Raw genomic sequence first — 15760 nt, forward strand, 5'->3', positions numbered from 1 at the left:
AGTTCCGGTGGAACAATCCCCCCATGGCGGAAATCATCCAGAAGGACGGTACCTGGACCTTCGACGGGGACACCCTGCGACTGACCCCCGGCCGGGACAAGAACGTCGGCCTGCTCCGCAAGACCCTGGGTGAACTGGCACTGCCACTAAGGGCGTTGGCGGGGATATCGTTCGAGCAGGGCAAGAAGTCGGGACGGCTCAGGCTGCGGCTGCGCGACGGCGCCGACCCCCTGCTGCACACGGCCGGCGGCCGGCTCACCGAGCCGCACGACCCCTACCAGCTGATCGTCGACTCCGACCGCTACGGCGTCGCCGAGTACTTCGCGGAGGAGGTCCGCACCGCCCTGCTGCTGGACCAGGTACCCGCCGACCCGGTCACCGAGTACCTGCTGCCCGGCCCGTCCGTGCCGCTGTCCGTCTCCGCCGGGGACGGCACGGTGAGCTTCGACGGCGAGCGCGTCCGGCTGGAGTGGAACTGGAAGACGGAGGACGCCAAGGCCGCCGCCGGCACCCGCACCCTCGCGCTGGCGGACCTGACCGGCGTGGAGTGGCAGCCGGCGGTCGGACTGGAGAACGGCCACATCCGCTTCCTCGTGCGGCACTCCCCCACCAAGGCGCCCGCCAAGTACGACCCGAACTCGGTGGAGCTGTGGGGCTTCAAGAAGGACCCGCTGATGGCGCTCGTCGCCGCCGCCGTCCAAGCCCGCCTGCCGCACCCGGCCGCACCCGCCGACGAGCGCCCGCGGGATCCCGGGTCCGCACCGCCGCGGGCGGCCTCGGCCGAGGACGGCCACGACGCCCTGCTGCGCCGGCTGCGGGAGCTGGGCGAACTGCACCGGTCCGGGGTACTGACGGACGAGGAGTTCACCCTGGCCAAACAGGCGGTCCTCAAGCGCCTGTGAGCTGAGCCCCGGGCCCGCCTGTGGGCCGGCCCCGAGCCTGTCTGCGGGCCGGCCCCGAGCCTGTCTGCGGGCCGGCCCCGAGCCTGTCTGTGGGCCGGCCCCGAGCCCCGCCGGTGAGCCGGTCCCGAGCCCCGCCGGTGAGCCGAGCCTGGGTCTCGCCTGTGAGTCCTGCCCGAAATCGGGCACGTTTCTTGCGAAACCGCGGCCGGTGCCCCAGGATCATCGGGTGCACGACGAACTCGTTGATCATCTGACGCGGTCCACGCCCCTCAGCCGGGGCGAGGCGCTGCGCGTGATCCAGGACGTGCTCGCCTACTTCGACGAGACGACCGAGGAGTACGTCCGTCGCCGCCACCGCGAGCTCCAGGCCCAGGGCCTGGTGAACGCGACGATCTTCGAACGGATCGAGGCGGACCTCAGATACCGCGCGGTGGCCCCGCCCGAGCTCTCGCTCCGGCAACTGCGCCGCATCGTCTACGGCTAGGAACATACACATATGTGCGGAATCGTCGGATACATCGGCAGGCGTGAGGTCGCTCCCCTGCTGCTGGAGGGCCTGCAGCGCCTGGAGTACCGCGGCTACGACTCGGCGGGCATCGCCGTCACGTCCCCGAAGGCCTCCGGCCTGAAGACGGTCAAGGCCAAGGGCCGGGTGCGCGACCTCGAGGCCAAGGTTCCGGCGCGCTTCAAGGGCACCACCGGCATCGCCCACACCCGCTGGGCCACCCACGGCGCCCCCTCCGACGTGAACGCCCACCCGCACCTGGACGCCGAGGGCAAGGTCGCCGTCGTCCACAACGGCATCATCGACAACGCCTCCGACCTGCGCCGCAAGCTGGAGGCGGACGGTGTCGAGTTCCTCTCCGAGACGGACACCGAGGTCCTCGTCCACCTGATCGCCCGCTCGACGGCCGAGAAGCTGGAGGACAAGGTCCGCGAGACCGTGCGCCTCATCGAGGGCACCTACGGCATCGCCGTGCTGCACGCCGACTTCCCGGACCGCATCGTGGTGGCCCGCAACGGCTCGCCGGTCGTGCTCGGCATCGGCGAGAAGGAGATGTTCGTCGCCTCCGACATCGCCGCGCTGGTCGCCCACACCCGGCAGATCGTCACGCTGGACGACGGCGAGATGGCGACGCTGAAGGCCGACGACTTCCGCACCTACACCACCGAGGGCACCCGGACGACCGCCGAGCCGACCACCGTGGAGTGGGAGGCGGCCTCGTACGACATGGGCGGCCACGACACCTACATGCACAAGGAGATCCACGAGCAGGCGGAGGCCGTGGACCGCGTGCTGCGCGGCCGGATCGACGACCGCTTCTCCACCGTGCACCTGGGCGGCCTCAACCTGGACGCCCGCGAGGCGCGCCGGATCCGCCGGGTGAAGATCCTCGGCTGCGGCACCTCGTACCACGCCGGCATGATCGGCGCGCAGATGATCGAGGAGCTGGCCCGGATCCCCGCCGACGCCGAGCCGGCCTCCGAGTTCCGCTACCGCAACGCGGTCGTGGACCCCGACACCCTGTACATCGCGGTCTCCCAGTCCGGTGAGACGTACGACGTGCTGGCGGCGGTGCAGGAGCTGAAGCGCAAGGGCGCGCGGGTGCTGGGCGTGGTCAACGTCGTCGGCTCCGCGATCGCCCGCGAGGCGGACGGCGGCGTCTACGTCCACGCCGGGCCCGAGGTCTGCGTGGTGTCCACCAAGTGCTTCACCAACACCACGGTCGCCTTCGCCCTGCTCGCCCTGCACCTGGGCCGCACCCGTGACCTGTCGGTGCGCGACGGCAGGCGGATCATCGAGGGCCTGCGCAGGCTCCCGGGCCAGATCGCCGAGATCATGAAGCAGGAGGAGGAGATCAAGAAGCTGGCCCTGCGGTACGCCGAGGCCCGCTCGATGCTCTTCATCGGCCGCGTGCGGGGCTACCCGGTGGCCCGTGAGGCCTCCCTGAAGCTCAAGGAGGTCTCCTACATCCACGCCGAGGCGTACCCGGCCTCCGAGCTGAAGCACGGCCCGCTGGCCCTGATCGAGCCGGCCCTCCCCACGGTCGCGATCGTCCCGGACGACGACCTGCTGGAGAAGAACCGCGCGGCCATGGAGGAGATCAAGGCCCGCAGCGGCCAGATCGTGGCCGTCGCCCACCAGGAGCAGGAGAAGGCCGACCACACGATCCTCGTCCCCAAGAACGAGGACGAACTCGACCCCATCCTCATGGGCATCCCCCTCCAACTCCTCGCCTACCACACGGCCCTGGCCCTGGGCCGGGACATCGACAAGCCGAGGAACCTCGCCAAGTCGGTAACGGTGGAGTAGGGGGCCTTCGGGGACGCGGCGAACTGCGCGTCCTTCCGGGGGCGCGGCGAACTGCGCGTCCTTCCGGGGGCGCGGCGAACTGCGCGTCCTTCCGGGGGCGCGGCGAACTGCGCGTCTTTCAGGGGCGCGGGGAACTGCGCGACAAGCCCCCACGCGCCCGCACATGCCGCATCACAGGACGGGCCCCGTGTGTTGCCACCCCACACACGGGGCCCGTGAACGACTTACGGAATAACCACGACCGGCCGCTGCGCCCGCTTCGCCAACCTCCCGGCGACGGACCCGAAGATCCGCCCCACGAGCCCGTGGGTGGAACCCACGACGATCGCATCGGCGGCGTACTCCCGCCCCACCTCTTCGAGTTCATGGCAGATGTCCCCACCACGCTCGACGAGGATCCACGGCACCTCGGCCAGGTAGTCCGCACAGGCGAGCTCGAGCCCGAGCACCTCCGTGCGGTGGTCCGGGACGTCCACGAAGACCGGGGGCTCGCACCCCGCCCACACCGTCGTGGGCAGCCGGTTGGCGACGTGAACGATGATCAGGCCCGAACCGAAGCGCCGCGCCATGCCGATGGCGTACGCGAGGGCCCGTTCACTGGAGGTGGAGCCGTCGAAGCCGACGACGACACCGTGCCGGAACGCGGGGTCGCAGGGGTGGCGCGACTCCTCCGCCGCCAGGGGTTCGGCCGCCGTGGGATCGGCGACCGGCCGCTTGCGGTCCGCGGGTTCGAAGAATTCGTGACCGGCCATGGCTGTCTCGGGGTGGTGATCCTTTGTGGGGGACGACAGTGTGCGGCGGAGCTGTGTCCGGGAATTATCTTCCCAACCCCATACCCTCCAGGGTACGGCGGCACGCCTCCTAAGCCCAGATCCCGCACATACCGGCAGGCGGGTTCACCGGAGCATGCACGAGGGTCCGCCCGTCACGCAATGGTTGCTGCCCCGTACAGGTGGTTTGCGCGGAGTTCACTCGCCCCTGCGGGAGGTCCGTCGCGGGTCCGCGGCGACCGGCGGCCCGGTCGCCGCCGAGCCGCGTGATCCGCGTCACAGAGCCCTTCGTGCCGGCTACCGTCCGGGAGGGCGGGAACCCTTGCGGGGTCGGCACGGGCGGGTCGGAGCAGGCGGGCCGGAGCCGGGCGCCGACGGGATCGGCGGCACACTGGCGGGGGTACACCGGTCAACTGACCGGTTTCCGCGCCCCCGCCCGTATCTTTTCAGCCAACTTCTGGCCTGTGTGCTTCCCCCGCCGCACCCACCCCCCACCCCCCGTTCGACCTGGGCTGAAAGGGTCCAACGCACCCTGTGCGCCCTACGTGGATTGGCCACCGCGACAAGGCGCACTTCCCCACACGGCCCACGAGTGCAACGCTTCGTGATCGAATGCTTCACGCCAAGTTGCCAAGTCGACAATGTGCTGGGTGGCGAACCGGCCACCGGCGCGCGACGGGACGCAGTAGATTCGATCTTGATGTCTTACGGCGGGGGACTCGTGCAGGACCGAGGGGAAACGTGCAGGAGCGACACAACCGAGGAGCCGCGACCACCGAGGGGGGCTTAGCAGTATGAGCCACGACTCCACTGCCGCGCCGGAAAACGCGGCCCGGAAACTCTCCGGGCGCCGCCGCAAGGAGATCGTCGCGGTGCTGCTGTTCAGCGGCGGCCCCATCTTCGAGAGTTCCATACCGCTGTCGGTGTTCGGGGTTGACCGCCAGGACGCCGGCGTACCGCGCTACCGCTTGCTCGTATGCGGAGGCGAGGAAGGCCCGCTGCGGACCACAGGGGGCCTGGAACTCACCGCGCCACATGGCCTGGAGGCGATATCCCGGGCGGGCACCGTCGTGGTGCCGGCCTGGCGTTCGATCACCTCGCCACCGCCGGAGGAGGCCCTGGACGCACTGCGCCGGGCCCACGAGGAGGGCGCCCGCATCGTCGGGCTGTGCACCGGCGCCTTCGTCCTCGCGGCGGCGGGACTGCTGGACGGCCGTCCCGCGACCACACACTGGATGTACGCACCGACGCTGGCGAAACGCTATCCGTCGGTGCACGTCGATCCACGGGAGCTCTTCGTGGACGACGGCGACGTGCTGACGTCCGCGGGCACCGCGGCCGGAATCGATCTGTGCCTGCACATCGTGCGCACCGATCACGGCAACGAGGCGGCCGGCGCGCTGGCCCGCCGCCTGGTGGTGCCGCCGCGCCGCAGCGGAGGCCAGGAGCGCTACCTGGACAGGTCTTTACCCGAGGAGATCGGCGCCGACCCGCTCGCCGAGGTCGTCGCCTGGGCGCTGGAGCACCTCCACGAACAGTTCGACGTGGAGACGCTGGCGGCACGCGCGTACATGAGCCGTCGTACGTTCGACCGCCGCTTCCGCTCGCTGACCGGCAGCGCGCCGCTGCAGTGGCTGATCACGCAGCGGGTGCTCCAGGCGCAGCGCCTGCTGGAGACGTCGGACTACTCGGTGGACGAGGTCGCCGGCCGCTGCGGCTTCCGCTCACCGGTGGCGCTGCGCGGCCACTTCCGGCGCCAGCTGGGTTCGTCCCCGGCCGCCTACCGGGCCGCGTACCGCGCGCGGCGCCCACAGGCCGACCGGAACCAGGACGCCGAGGGCGCCCCGAGCACCGTGGGAGCCCTCCCACCGGGCCAGCCGGGCCACGCGGGGGTCCAGGTGCCGCCCGCCCTGCACCCGGACAGCCCACTGCCGCACCAGTCCCGCCGCACGGCGGCGGCGGGCGCCCTGGGCCCGTCCGTGACGGCCTCGGCCCTCCCGGGCCAGCGCAGCGCGCCGTGAGGTGACGGCGACGGCCGACGGGCCGGAGGCATCGGCCTCCGGCCCGTTCGTCGTGTCCGTCCGCACGTCCGGCCCCGTGACGCCCGCACCGGCACAGGCACGTCGCGGAAACCCGCGCTTCACCACCCGGTCCCGCACGGCGCGGGGCCCCGTAAGGTTAGACACATGAACGATCGCATGGTGTGGATCGACTGCGAGATGACCGGCCTCTCGCTGTCGGACGACGCGCTCATCGAAGTGGCCGCCCTCGTCACCGACTCCGAGCTGAACGTGCTCGGCGAGGGCGTGGACATCGTTATCCGCCCGCCGGAGCGGGCCCTGGAGACGATGCCGGAGGTGGTGCGGGAGATGCACACCGCGTCCGGGCTGCTCGCCGAGCTGGCGGGCGGCACGACGCTCGAGGAGGCCGAGCGGCAGGTCCTCGACTACGTGAGGGAACACGTCAAGGAGCCCGGCAAGGCCCCCCTGTGCGGCAACTCCGTCGGCACCGACCGCGGTTTCCTGCTGCGGGACATGCCGACCCTGGAGGACTACCTCCACTACCGCATCGTGGACGTGTCCAGCATCAAGGAGCTGGCCCGCCGCTGGTACCCGAGGGCGTACTTCAACAGCCCCGAGAAGAACGGCAACCACCGCGCCCTCGCCGACATCCGCGAGTCCATCGCGGAGCTGCGCTACTACCGCGAGGCCGTCTTCGTACCGCAGCCGGGGCCCGACTCGGACACCGCGAAGAAGATCGCCGCGAAGCACGTCCTGCCTGCTCAGTAGGCGGATCGGGGGGTCGTCGGGGGCCTCCGCGGAAAGCGTGCGCGAGCACCCCTTCGGACCCTGTACACTTTTTCTCGGCCGGTCGGGGAAGTCACTGACCTCAACCGACAAGGCCATGGTGGGTGTAGCTCAGCTGGTAGAGCACCTGGTTGTGGTCCAGGATGCCGCGGGTTCGAGTCCCGTCACTCACCCTCATCGGTACAGCCGGTGACCTCGTACTGAGGTCACCGGCTGTACTCGTTTCCGCCACCGGGATGTCAGTGGGCCGACCTACGGTCGTCGGCGAACAGGCGTAGGGCCTGTTCGCCGGCACAAGGGGAGGGCACGTGAGCGACGGTGTGCAGTGGATGGTCGGCCGGACGACGAGTTCCGGGTACATGTTCGACGTGCACTTCGCCCGCGGCATCGACGCCGAGGAGCTGGCGGTGCGCATGGGGGCGCGGCGCGGAGCGGCCGCCGGGCCGATGACCGACGCCGAGATGGAGGACCTCGAGGTCGACGGCTACCCCCGCATCGGGTCGGGCAGCGCCGCGGTCCGCGTCGGTGAGCACGCCGGCTGGGCGTTCGCCGTCCTCTACGGCCGCTACCTCGAACGGCGGGAGGAGGTCTCGCGCGACGGCGTGGAAGCCGTCCACTACCACCACAACTCGGAACACCCGCCCACCACCGTCCGATACGCGCGCGACGGCCGCACGGTCTGCGGACACGGACTGGGCGAGGAGGGCGTCCGCTGGGGCGAGGAACCCGATCTGCTCCTGCCCGACCTGGTGGCCGCGGGACTCCTGCTCCCCGACGGTGTGACGGACCCCGTTCCCGAAGAGGAGTACGACGACTACGAGATCCACGACTATCACGAACGTGACCGTCGCAGCCTGGCCGTCTTCGAGGAACGCCTCGGCCTCTCCCTGCCCCGCACCGTGCTCACCGACCGCCTTCCCGTGTACGCGGTCATGGGTTCGCCGGCGGACGACTTCGAGGAGATCAGCGCGTGGGCCGGGGCCAACGGCCGACCGCTGCCGGACCGGCGCCTGGGCCTGATCCCGGCCGGCCTGCGCAGGGACTACGAGCGTGCCACCGACCCCCGAGGGTGGGAGCGCGAGGCAGCACTCCGCGTCGCCGCCCCCACGCTCCACGCCGGCGCGGTCCGAAAGAACCCGGACCCCGGCACGGAGCACTGAGGCGTCACGACGAGGCGCGGGCCACCAGTTCCGTGGCCAGGACCATCTGGCGCCGCCCCAGTTCCCGGGACGCCGCCGGGCGGCGGTCGGCGACCTCCGCGAGGAGGAGGTCGATCATCGCGCGGCCCATCTCCTCGATCGGCTGGCGCACACTGGTCAGCGGCGGGTCCATGTGGCGGGCGATGGCGGAGTCGTCGTAGCCGACCAGGGCCACGTCGTCGGGGATGCGGCGGCCCGCGTCGCGCAGGGCGTGCCGGGCGCCGGCCGCGGTGACGTCCGAGGCTGCGAAGACGGCGTCCAGGTCGGGGCGGCGCTCCAGCAGGGCCGCCATCGCGTGCCGGCCGCCGTCCTCGGAGAAGTCGCCCGGCTCGATCAGCAGCTCGTCCACCTCGTGGCCCGCGTCGCGCAGGGCGTCGCGGTAGCCGTCGACGCGCCGCTGGGCGCCGTACACGTCGAGGCGGCCGGTGATGTGGGCTATGGCGCGCCGGCCCCCGCCGATGAGGTGTTCGACGGCCTGGCGGGCGCCGCCGTAGTTGTCCGAGTCCACGGAGGCGAGCGTCTCGGCGGCCGAGCGGGGGCCGCTGATCACGGCCGGGATCTCCAGCCGGGACAGCATGTCGGGCAGCGGGTCGTCGGCGTGCACCGAGACCAGCAGCACCCCGTCCACCCGGTGGGCGGCGAGGTACTCGGCGAGCCGCTGCCGTTCCCGGTCACTGCCCGCGAAGATCAGCAGCAGCTGCATCTGGGTGTCGGAGAGCGCCGCGCCGACGCCCCGGAGCATGTCGGAGAAGTACGGTTCGGCGAAGAACCGGGTCTCCGGCTCGGGCACGACGAGGGCGATGGCGTCCGTGCGGTTGGCGGCCAGGGCGCGGGCGGCCGTGTTCGGGACGTAACCGAGCTCGGCGACCGCGGCTTCCACGGCGGCGCGTGTGGCGTCGCTCACCCGGGGCGAACCGTTGATCACCCGGGAGACCGTGCCGCGGCCGACACCGGCGCGCGCGGCCACCTCTTCGAGGGTGGGCCGGCCGCCGCTCCGGCCCCGCGCTCCGTGGCTTGCCATCGGCCCCACCTTCCGTCGTATGTCACGCTGGCCTGGAATGTAACAGCCCCGTCGGTGACGGTGGCCACCGCCGGGAGTGCCTCCGGCGGACTCCGGGCTTCCGAGGGCGGGCGTCCGGCGCCAAGTTAACAGGCAGATAACTGAAGGCACTTTGCCGCGTCTGTTCCCTTGACACCCCCGCTCCGACCCGCGACTCTTCAACACATCACTTGTGGGAGCGCTCCCACAGTACCTGACACATACACAACCCGCACGTTCCCCGCCCGAGCCGCAGCGAGCAAGATACGGGCCCAACAATGCCGTTGGCCGGGGGGTCGGCACGTCAGGGCAACAGGAGGACGCAATGCGAGCACGTACCCTCCCCCTCTCCCGTCAGCGGTCGGGCGGGGGGAAGCCCATCGCCCGTAAGGCGCTGGCCATCGCGGCCGTGGTGTCGCTGGGCACCGGGCTGCTGGCCGGCTGTGCCGACGACGGCGGTAGCGACGGCGACGGATCCTCGTCCGACAGCGAGGGCAAGACCAAGATCACACTGGGTCTGTTCGGCACCATGGGCTTCAAGGAAGCCGGTCTCTACGCCGAGTACGAGAAGCTGAACCCGGACATCAAGATCGAGCAGAACGTCATCGAGCGGAACGAGAACTACTACCCGCCGCTGCTCAACCACCTCACCACCAACAGCGGTCTGATGGACATCCAGGCCATCGAGATCGCCAACATCGCCGAGATCGTCGGCACCCAGGCGGACAAGTTCACGGACATGTCCAAGGCCGAGGGCGTGGACAAGAACAACTGGCTCAGCTGGAAGTGGCAGCAGGCCACCACCAAGGACGGCCAGACCGTCGCTCTGGGCACCGACATCGGCCCGATGGCGATCTGTTACCGCAAGGACCTTTTCGAGAAGGCCGGCCTGCCGACCGACCGCGAGGAGGTCGGCAAGCTGTGGGCCGGTGACTGGAACAAGTTCATCGAGACCGGTGAGAAGTACAAGAAGAAGGCCGGCAAGGACACCTTCTTCATGGACTCCCCCGGTGGCCTGCTCAACGCCGTCCTCAGCAGTGAGAAGGAGAAGTTCTACGACGCCTCCGGCGAGGTCATCTACAAGACCAACCCGGCCGTCAAGGACGCCTTCGACCTGACCGCCGAGGCCGCCGAGAAGGGCCTGGTCCAGTCGCAGACGCAGTTCCAGCCGGCCTGGGACACGACCATCGCCAACAGCAAGTTCGCCACCGTCGCCTGCCCGCCGTGGATGCTCGGCACCATCAAGGGCAAGTCGCAGCCGGACGCCGCCGGCAAGTGGGACGTGGCCGTGGCGCCCAAGTCCGGCAACTGGGGCGGCTCCTTCCTCGGCGTGCCGAAGAGCGGCAAGAACGTCGAGGAGGCGCAGAAGCTGGTGGCCTGGCTGACCGCGCCCGAGCAGCAGACGAAGCTGTTCAAGGTGCAGGGCAGCTTCCCGAGCACCCCGGGCGCGTACGACAGCCCCGAGGTGACCGGCGCGAAGAACGAGATGACCGGTGACTCCCCGATCGGCAAGATCTTCTCCGAGGCCGCCAAGCAGATCCCGGACCAGGTCATCGGCCCGAAGGACCAGATCATCCAGCAGGGTCTGACGGACAACGGCGTCATCCTGGTGACCAAGGGCAAGTCCCCCGCCGAGGCATGGGAGACGGCCACCAAGACCATCGACAACAGCCTGGACAAGTGACCCGCATGGCCACCCGCCACGACACCGCCGCGCCCCCCGTCAAGGGGGGCGCGGCCCCGGGCCGTCCGCCTGGGAGCTCCGCGCCCGCGGACAAGGAACAGCGACGCCGGGCCAAACTGTCCCGGCGCTGGCAGCGCGACATGCGCTGGAGCCCGTACGCGTTCGTCTCTCCGTTCTTCCTGCTGTTCCTCGCCTTCGGCCTGTTCCCGCTGATCTACACCGGCTGGGCCTCGCTGCACCAGGTGGAGCTGACCGCCCCGACCGACATGAGCTGGGTCGGGCTGAAGAACTACACCCGGATCTTCGACGACGAGTTCTTCTGGAACGCGGCGCAGAACACCCTGACCATCGGCATCATCGCGACCGTTCCGCAGCTGCTGATCGCGATGGGCATCGCCCACATCCTCAACTACAAGCTGCGGGCCTCGACCTTCTACCGGGTCGCGATGCTCGCGCCGTACGCCACCTCGATCGCCTCCGCCTCCCTGGTGTTCGTGCTGCTCTTCGGTTACGACTACGGCATGATCAACTGGGCGCTCGACTTCGTCGGGATCGACCCGATCGACTGGCAGGGCGACAAGTGGCCCTCGCAGTTCGCCGTCTCGGCGATCATCATCTGGCGCTGGACCGGCTACAACGCGCTGATCTACCTGGCCGCGATGCAGGCGATCCCGCAGGACCTGTACGAGTCGGCGGCGCTGGACGGCGCCAGCCGCTGGAAGCAGTTCATCCACGTGACGCTGCCCTCGCTGCGTCCGACGATCCTGTTCACGGTGGTGGTCTCCACCATCGGTGCCAGCCAGGTCTTCGGCGAGCCGCTGCTGTTCGACGCCAACAAGGGCGCGTCCGGCGGCGCGGAGCACCAGTTCCAGACGCTCGGCCTGTACCTGTACGAGCAGGGCTGGGTGAACCAGCACCTGGGCCGCGCCTCGGCGATCGCCTGGACGATGTTCGCGATCCTGATCGTCATCGGCATCATCAACCAGCTCATCTCGCGCCGGCTGCGCGCCAGCAGTTAAGGAGTTGTGGCCGTGACGACGACTGTGACGCCCCCCGAGACCACGATTGCCAAGGAGCCCAAGCGCCCGCGTCTGCCGAAGTCGGCGCGGGCCGGCGGGACACTGCACGGCGGTCCGATCGCGTACGCGATCCTGATCGTGTTCACGATCGTGTCGCTGTTCCCGCTGGTGTGGACCGCGATCGCCGCCTCCCGGGACAACCAGCGGCTGGCGCAGAACCCGCCGCCGCTCTGGTTCGGTTCCAACCTGTTCAAGAACCTGGAGATCGCCTGGAAGGACGCCAACCTCGGTGAGGCCTTCCTCAACACCACGATCGTGGCGGGCATCTCGGCGGTGACCATCGTCGTGCTGTCGACGATCGCCGGGTTCGCCTTCGCCAAGCTGCGCTTCAAGGGCCGCAACGCGCTGATGCTGATCGTGATCGGCACGATGATGGTGCCACCGCAGCTCAGCATCATCCCGCTGTACATGATGGTCGCCAAGCTCGACTGGTCCGACCAGCTCCAAGCGGTCATCTTCCCGTCGCTGGTGAGCGCGTTCGGCGTGTTCTTCATGCGGCAGTACCTGCTGCAGGCGCTGCCGGACGAGGTCATCGAGGCCGCCCGGGTGGACGGCGCGAGCAGCTGGCGCGTGATCTGGCACGTGGTGTTCCCGGCCGCGCGGCCGGCGATGGCCGTGCTGGGCATGCTGATGTTCGTGCAGACCTGGAACGACTTCCTGTGGCCGTTCCTGGTGCTGACCCAGACCGGCAGCCCGACCGTGCAGGTGGCGGTCGCGGGCCTCGGTCGCGGGTACACCCCGGACCAGTCCCTGATCATGGCGGGTGCGCTGCTGGGTACGCTGCCCCTGCTGCTGGTCTTCACGATCTTCGGCAAGCAGATCGTGGGCGGCATCATGCAGGGCGCCGTCAAGGGCTGACGTCCGCTTCGCCTCCGTACCCCTGGGGGGCCGGGTCACCGCCGCCTCGGCCCCTCCCCTCCCCCCTCTTTCCGTACTCGTCGGTCTTCCACGACCTCCTATGGGAGCGCTTCCATGTCTGACTCCGCAACGCCGGCGACCCCGGTGACCTTTCCCCCCGCCTTCCTCTGGGGCGCCGCGACCTCCGCGTACCAGATCGAGGGGGCGGTGCGGGAGGACGGGCGTACGCCTTCCATCTGGGACACCTTCAGCCACACGCCGGGCAAGACGGCCGGCGGCGAGACCGGTGACGTCGCCAACGACCACTACCACCGCTACCGCGACGACGTGGCGATGATGGCGGACCTGAACCTGAACGCCTACCGCTTCTCCGTCTCCTGGTCGCGGGTGCAGCCCACCGGCCGCGGCCCGGCCGTGCAGCGCGGTCTGGACTTCTACCGGCGTCTCGTCGACGAGCTGCTGGCGAAGGACATCAAGCCGGCCGTCACCCTCTACCACTGGGACCTGCCGCAGGAGCTGGAGGACGCGGGCGGCTGGCCGGAGCGCGACACCGCCTACCGCTTCGCGGAGTACGCCCAGATCATGGGCGAGGCGCTCGGCGACCGGGTGGAGAACTGGATCACGCTCAACGAGCCGTGGTGCAGCGCCTTCCTGGGCTACGCCTCCGGCGTGCACGCCCCCGGCCGCACCGACCCGGCGGCCTCGCTGCGGGCCGCCCACCACCTCAACCTGGCGCACGGCCTGGGCGCCAAGGCGCTGCGTTCGGTGATGCCGGCCCGCAACTCCGTCGCGCTCAGCCTCAACACCTCGGTGGTCCGGCCGCTCTCGCCGGGCGACCCGGCGGACGTGGCGGCGGCGCGCAAGATCGACGACCTGTCCGGCGGCATCTTCCACGGCCCGATCCTGCACGGCGCCTACCCGGAGACGCTGCTGGAGGCGACCTCGTCGCTCACCGACTGGTCGTGCATCCAGGACGGCGACCTGGACCTGATCCACCAGCCGCTGGACGCGCTCGGCCTCAACTACTACACGCCCACCCTGGTGTCGGCGGCCGACCCGGACGACAAGGGCCCGCGGGCCGACGGTCACGGGGCGAGCGAGCACTCGCCGTGGCCCGCCGCGGACGACGTCGCCTTCCACCAGTCGCCGGGCGAGCAGACCGAGATGGGCTGGTCCGTCGACCCGACCGGCCTGCACGAGCTGATCATGCGCTACCACCGTGAGGCGCCCGGTCTGCCGATCTACATCACCGAGAACGGCGCGGCCTTCGACGACAAGCCGGACGCCGACGGCAAGGTGCACGACCCGGAGCGCGTCGCCTACCTGCACGGCCACCTCTCGGCGGTGCGCCGGGCCATGGCCGACGGCGCGGACGTGCGCGGCTACTTCCTGTGGTCCCTGATGGACAACTTCGAGTGGGCGTACGGCTACGACAAGCGCTTCGGCGCGGTGTACGTCGACTACGCGACCCAGCAGCGGACCCCGAAGTCCAGCGCCCTGTGGTACGCGCGGGCCGCGAAGGCCGGAACGCTTCCGGAGCCGGAGGGCATCTGACCGAACTCCGGTTCCGGGAGACGGGGGAGCGGAGAACGGGGGGCGGGGCGCGGCACCCTAGGGGAGTGCCGCGCCCCGTTTTTCCGCTTCGAGCGGGTTACTCGTAGGCGGCGAACGCCTTCGTGAAGGCGAACTCGTCCTGGAGGATCGAGCTGCAGGTGGGGTCGGCGGCCGGCTTGGTGCCGCCGGCGCACTGCTGGTCACGGGTGCCGGACCACATGGACAGCCAGCCGAGGCCCTTGGACTTCGCGAAGTCCACCAGCTGGGTGGCGTCGTCGACCTCGAAGACCTCGGTGACGACGTCGTTGACGCCGATCATCGGGGTGACGGCGACCGTCTTCCACGCGTCGGCGTCGCTCAGCCCGAGGACGCCCTTGATCTGCGCCTGGGTGGCGGTGGCGGCCTGCTCGGCGTAGGTGCCCATGTCGCCGCTGTAGGCGGGGCCGTAGTCCATCGCCATGATGTTGACGGCGTCGATCCGTACCCCGTTCTTCTTCGCGTCGGCGAGGAGGTCGACGCCGTCCTGGGTGAGGCCCTCCGGCATCACCGGGAGGGTGAAGGAGACGTCCAGGTCCGGGTGGGCCTTCTGGAGCTCGGCGATCGCCTGGGCGCGGCGGGTGTTGGCCGCCTTGTCGGGCAGGGCGCCGCCCTCGACGTCGAAGTCGACCTTGGTGAGGCCGTAGGCGTCCACGACCTTCTCGTACGCCGCCGCCAGCGCGTCCGCCGAGGCGCAGGTGGTGCCCAGTTCGGAGCCGGCCGCGCCGCCGAAGGAGACCCGGACGTCGCCGCCCTCGGCGCGCAGCGCGCCGATCTGCCCGGCCACGGCGTTGTCGCCGAGGCCGCTGACGCCGCCCCACTTGGGGGTGCAGCCGCCGCCGTCGGTGATGAAGGCGAGGTTGTAGTTCTTCACGCCGGTCGCCTCGGCGCTCGCGACCAGGTCGAAGGCGGGGAAGAGGGAGGTGTCGACGTACGGGGCGAAGCCGGCGCCGGCGGGGGTGCCGCCGCCGGTGGACTCGGTGGGTTCGGCGGTCGGCTCCGCGGGCCGGGTCGGCTCCTCGGTGGGGGTCGGCCGGGTGGTGGGGGTGGGGGCGTCGGTGGGACGGCCGCTGGGCTCCGGCGCCGGGCCGCTGTCCGCCGAGCACTTCGCGCCGTCGACCAGACAGCCGGCCGGGTCGCCGGTGCCCTTGGCGACGAAGCCGACGGTGACGGACTCGCCGGCGGCCAGGCCGTCGGTGTCCCACGCGGCCGGGCGCACGGTGACGTGCCGACCGCTCACACTCGACTCGGCGTTCCACAGCGAGCCGAGTTCGGTGCCGGCGGGCAGGTCGAACTCCAGCTTCCAGTCCTGGTTCCGCTCGCCGCTGTCGTTGGTCACCACGTACTGGGCGGTGTACCCGGTCGACCACTCGCTGGTCCTGGTGTACGCCGCGCCCACGCCGGCCGCCTGGGCGGTGCCGGTGACCAGGAACGCGCCGCCGCCGGCGACGGCCGCGGCGGTCACCGCGCCGATCGCCTTGTTCCTGCCGCTGATCCTGCGCCGGTGCGTGCTCATCG

General features: G+C 70.6%; 13 protein-coding genes and 1 tRNA gene. 11 read left to right on the forward strand and 3 right to left on the reverse strand.

Translation table 11 applies throughout. The annotated features are described in order from the left end of the window. Positions 1–23 precede the first annotated feature (23 nt). The 3 genes from AB0A94_RS07645 (at position 24) to glmS (ending at position 3216) form a co-directional block, all read left to right on the forward strand. Entirely contained in the window at positions 24–902 is an 879-nt protein-coding gene (locus AB0A94_RS07645) for a DUF4429 domain-containing protein (protein WP_361740316.1), read from the forward strand. 226 nt (positions 903–1128) lie between these two features. After that, a complete protein-coding gene (locus AB0A94_RS07650; RefSeq protein ID WP_030869322.1) occupies positions 1129–1386 on the forward strand; it encodes a hypothetical protein in 258 nt (85 codons plus the stop codon). 12 nt (positions 1387–1398) lie between these two features. Next, positions 1399–3216, forward strand: coding sequence for a glutamine--fructose-6-phosphate transaminase (isomerizing) (glmS, locus tag AB0A94_RS07655; RefSeq protein ID WP_361740319.1), 1818 nt, complete (start codon positions 1399–1401; stop codon positions 3214–3216). Positions 3217–3440: 224 nt separating this feature from the next. On the opposite strand, the gene AB0A94_RS07660 is transcribed toward glmS, so the two are convergent. Further along, positions 3441–3968, reverse strand: coding sequence for a universal stress protein (locus AB0A94_RS07660; protein ID WP_217127648.1), 528 nt, complete (start codon positions 3966–3968; stop codon positions 3441–3443). Positions 3969–4780: 812 nt separating this feature from the next. Between AB0A94_RS07660 and AB0A94_RS07665 the strand changes: the two genes are divergently transcribed. The 4 genes from AB0A94_RS07665 (at position 4781) to AB0A94_RS07680 (ending at position 7953) form a co-directional block, all read left to right on the forward strand. Further along, entirely contained in the window at positions 4781–6007 is a 1227-nt protein-coding gene (locus AB0A94_RS07665) for a helix-turn-helix domain-containing protein (RefSeq protein ID WP_361740322.1), read from the forward strand. A gap of 165 nt (positions 6008–6172) precedes the next feature. After that, positions 6173–6775 carry an oligoribonuclease gene (gene orn, locus AB0A94_RS07670; RefSeq protein WP_361740325.1) on the forward strand — a complete coding sequence of 201 codons (603 nt, stop codon included), beginning with the start codon at positions 6173–6175 and terminating at the stop codon, positions 6773–6775. Between the two features lie 118 nt (positions 6776–6893). Continuing rightward, positions 6894–6966: transfer RNA gene (locus AB0A94_RS07675), tRNA-His, on the forward strand. A 135-nt stretch (positions 6967–7101) separates the two neighbouring features. Further along, entirely contained in the window at positions 7102–7953 is an 852-nt protein-coding gene (locus AB0A94_RS07680) for a hypothetical protein (protein WP_361740328.1), read from the forward strand. Positions 7954–7957: 4 nt separating this feature from the next. Here AB0A94_RS07680 and AB0A94_RS07685 read toward each other — a convergent pair whose 3' ends face one another. Next, complete coding sequence (locus AB0A94_RS07685; RefSeq protein ID WP_361740331.1) at positions 7958–9013, reverse strand: LacI family DNA-binding transcriptional regulator; 1056 nt, start codon at positions 9011–9013, stop codon at positions 7958–7960. A gap of 343 nt (positions 9014–9356) precedes the next feature. On the opposite strand from AB0A94_RS07685, the gene AB0A94_RS07690 reads away from it, so the two are divergent. The 4 genes from AB0A94_RS07690 to AB0A94_RS07705 all read left to right on the forward strand — a co-directional run bounded on the left by AB0A94_RS07690 (position 9357) and on the right by AB0A94_RS07705 (position 14206). Further along, positions 9357–10715: an extracellular solute-binding protein gene (locus AB0A94_RS07690; RefSeq protein ID WP_361740334.1), complete on the forward strand. Its 1359-nt coding sequence runs from the start codon at positions 9357–9359 to the stop codon at positions 10713–10715. A 5-nt stretch (positions 10716–10720) separates the two neighbouring features. Then, the gene (locus AB0A94_RS07695; protein ID WP_361740621.1) at positions 10721–11734 is read left to right on the forward strand and encodes a sugar ABC transporter permease; all 1014 of its coding nucleotides are present in this window, start codon (positions 10721–10723) and stop codon (positions 11732–11734) included. Positions 11735–11746: 12 nt separating this feature from the next. Beyond that, positions 11747–12652 carry a carbohydrate ABC transporter permease gene (locus AB0A94_RS07700; protein ID WP_361740337.1) on the forward strand — a complete coding sequence of 302 codons (906 nt, stop codon included), beginning with the start codon at positions 11747–11749 and terminating at the stop codon, positions 12650–12652. A 114-nt stretch (positions 12653–12766) separates the two neighbouring features. Then, positions 12767–14206 carry a GH1 family beta-glucosidase gene (locus AB0A94_RS07705; RefSeq protein WP_361740340.1) on the forward strand — a complete coding sequence of 480 codons (1440 nt, stop codon included), beginning with the start codon at positions 12767–12769 and terminating at the stop codon, positions 14204–14206. A gap of 97 nt (positions 14207–14303) precedes the next feature. Here AB0A94_RS07705 and AB0A94_RS07710 read toward each other — a convergent pair whose 3' ends face one another. Then, positions 14304–15758, reverse strand: coding sequence for a cellulose binding domain-containing protein (locus AB0A94_RS07710; protein ID WP_361740343.1), 1455 nt, complete (start codon positions 15756–15758; stop codon positions 14304–14306). Between the last annotated feature and the right edge of the window lie 2 nt (positions 15759–15760).

The sequence above is a fragment of the Streptomyces sp. NPDC044984 genome (genome assembly GCF_040646935.1).
GTDB lineage: Bacteria > Actinomycetota > Actinomycetes > Streptomycetales > Streptomycetaceae > Streptomyces.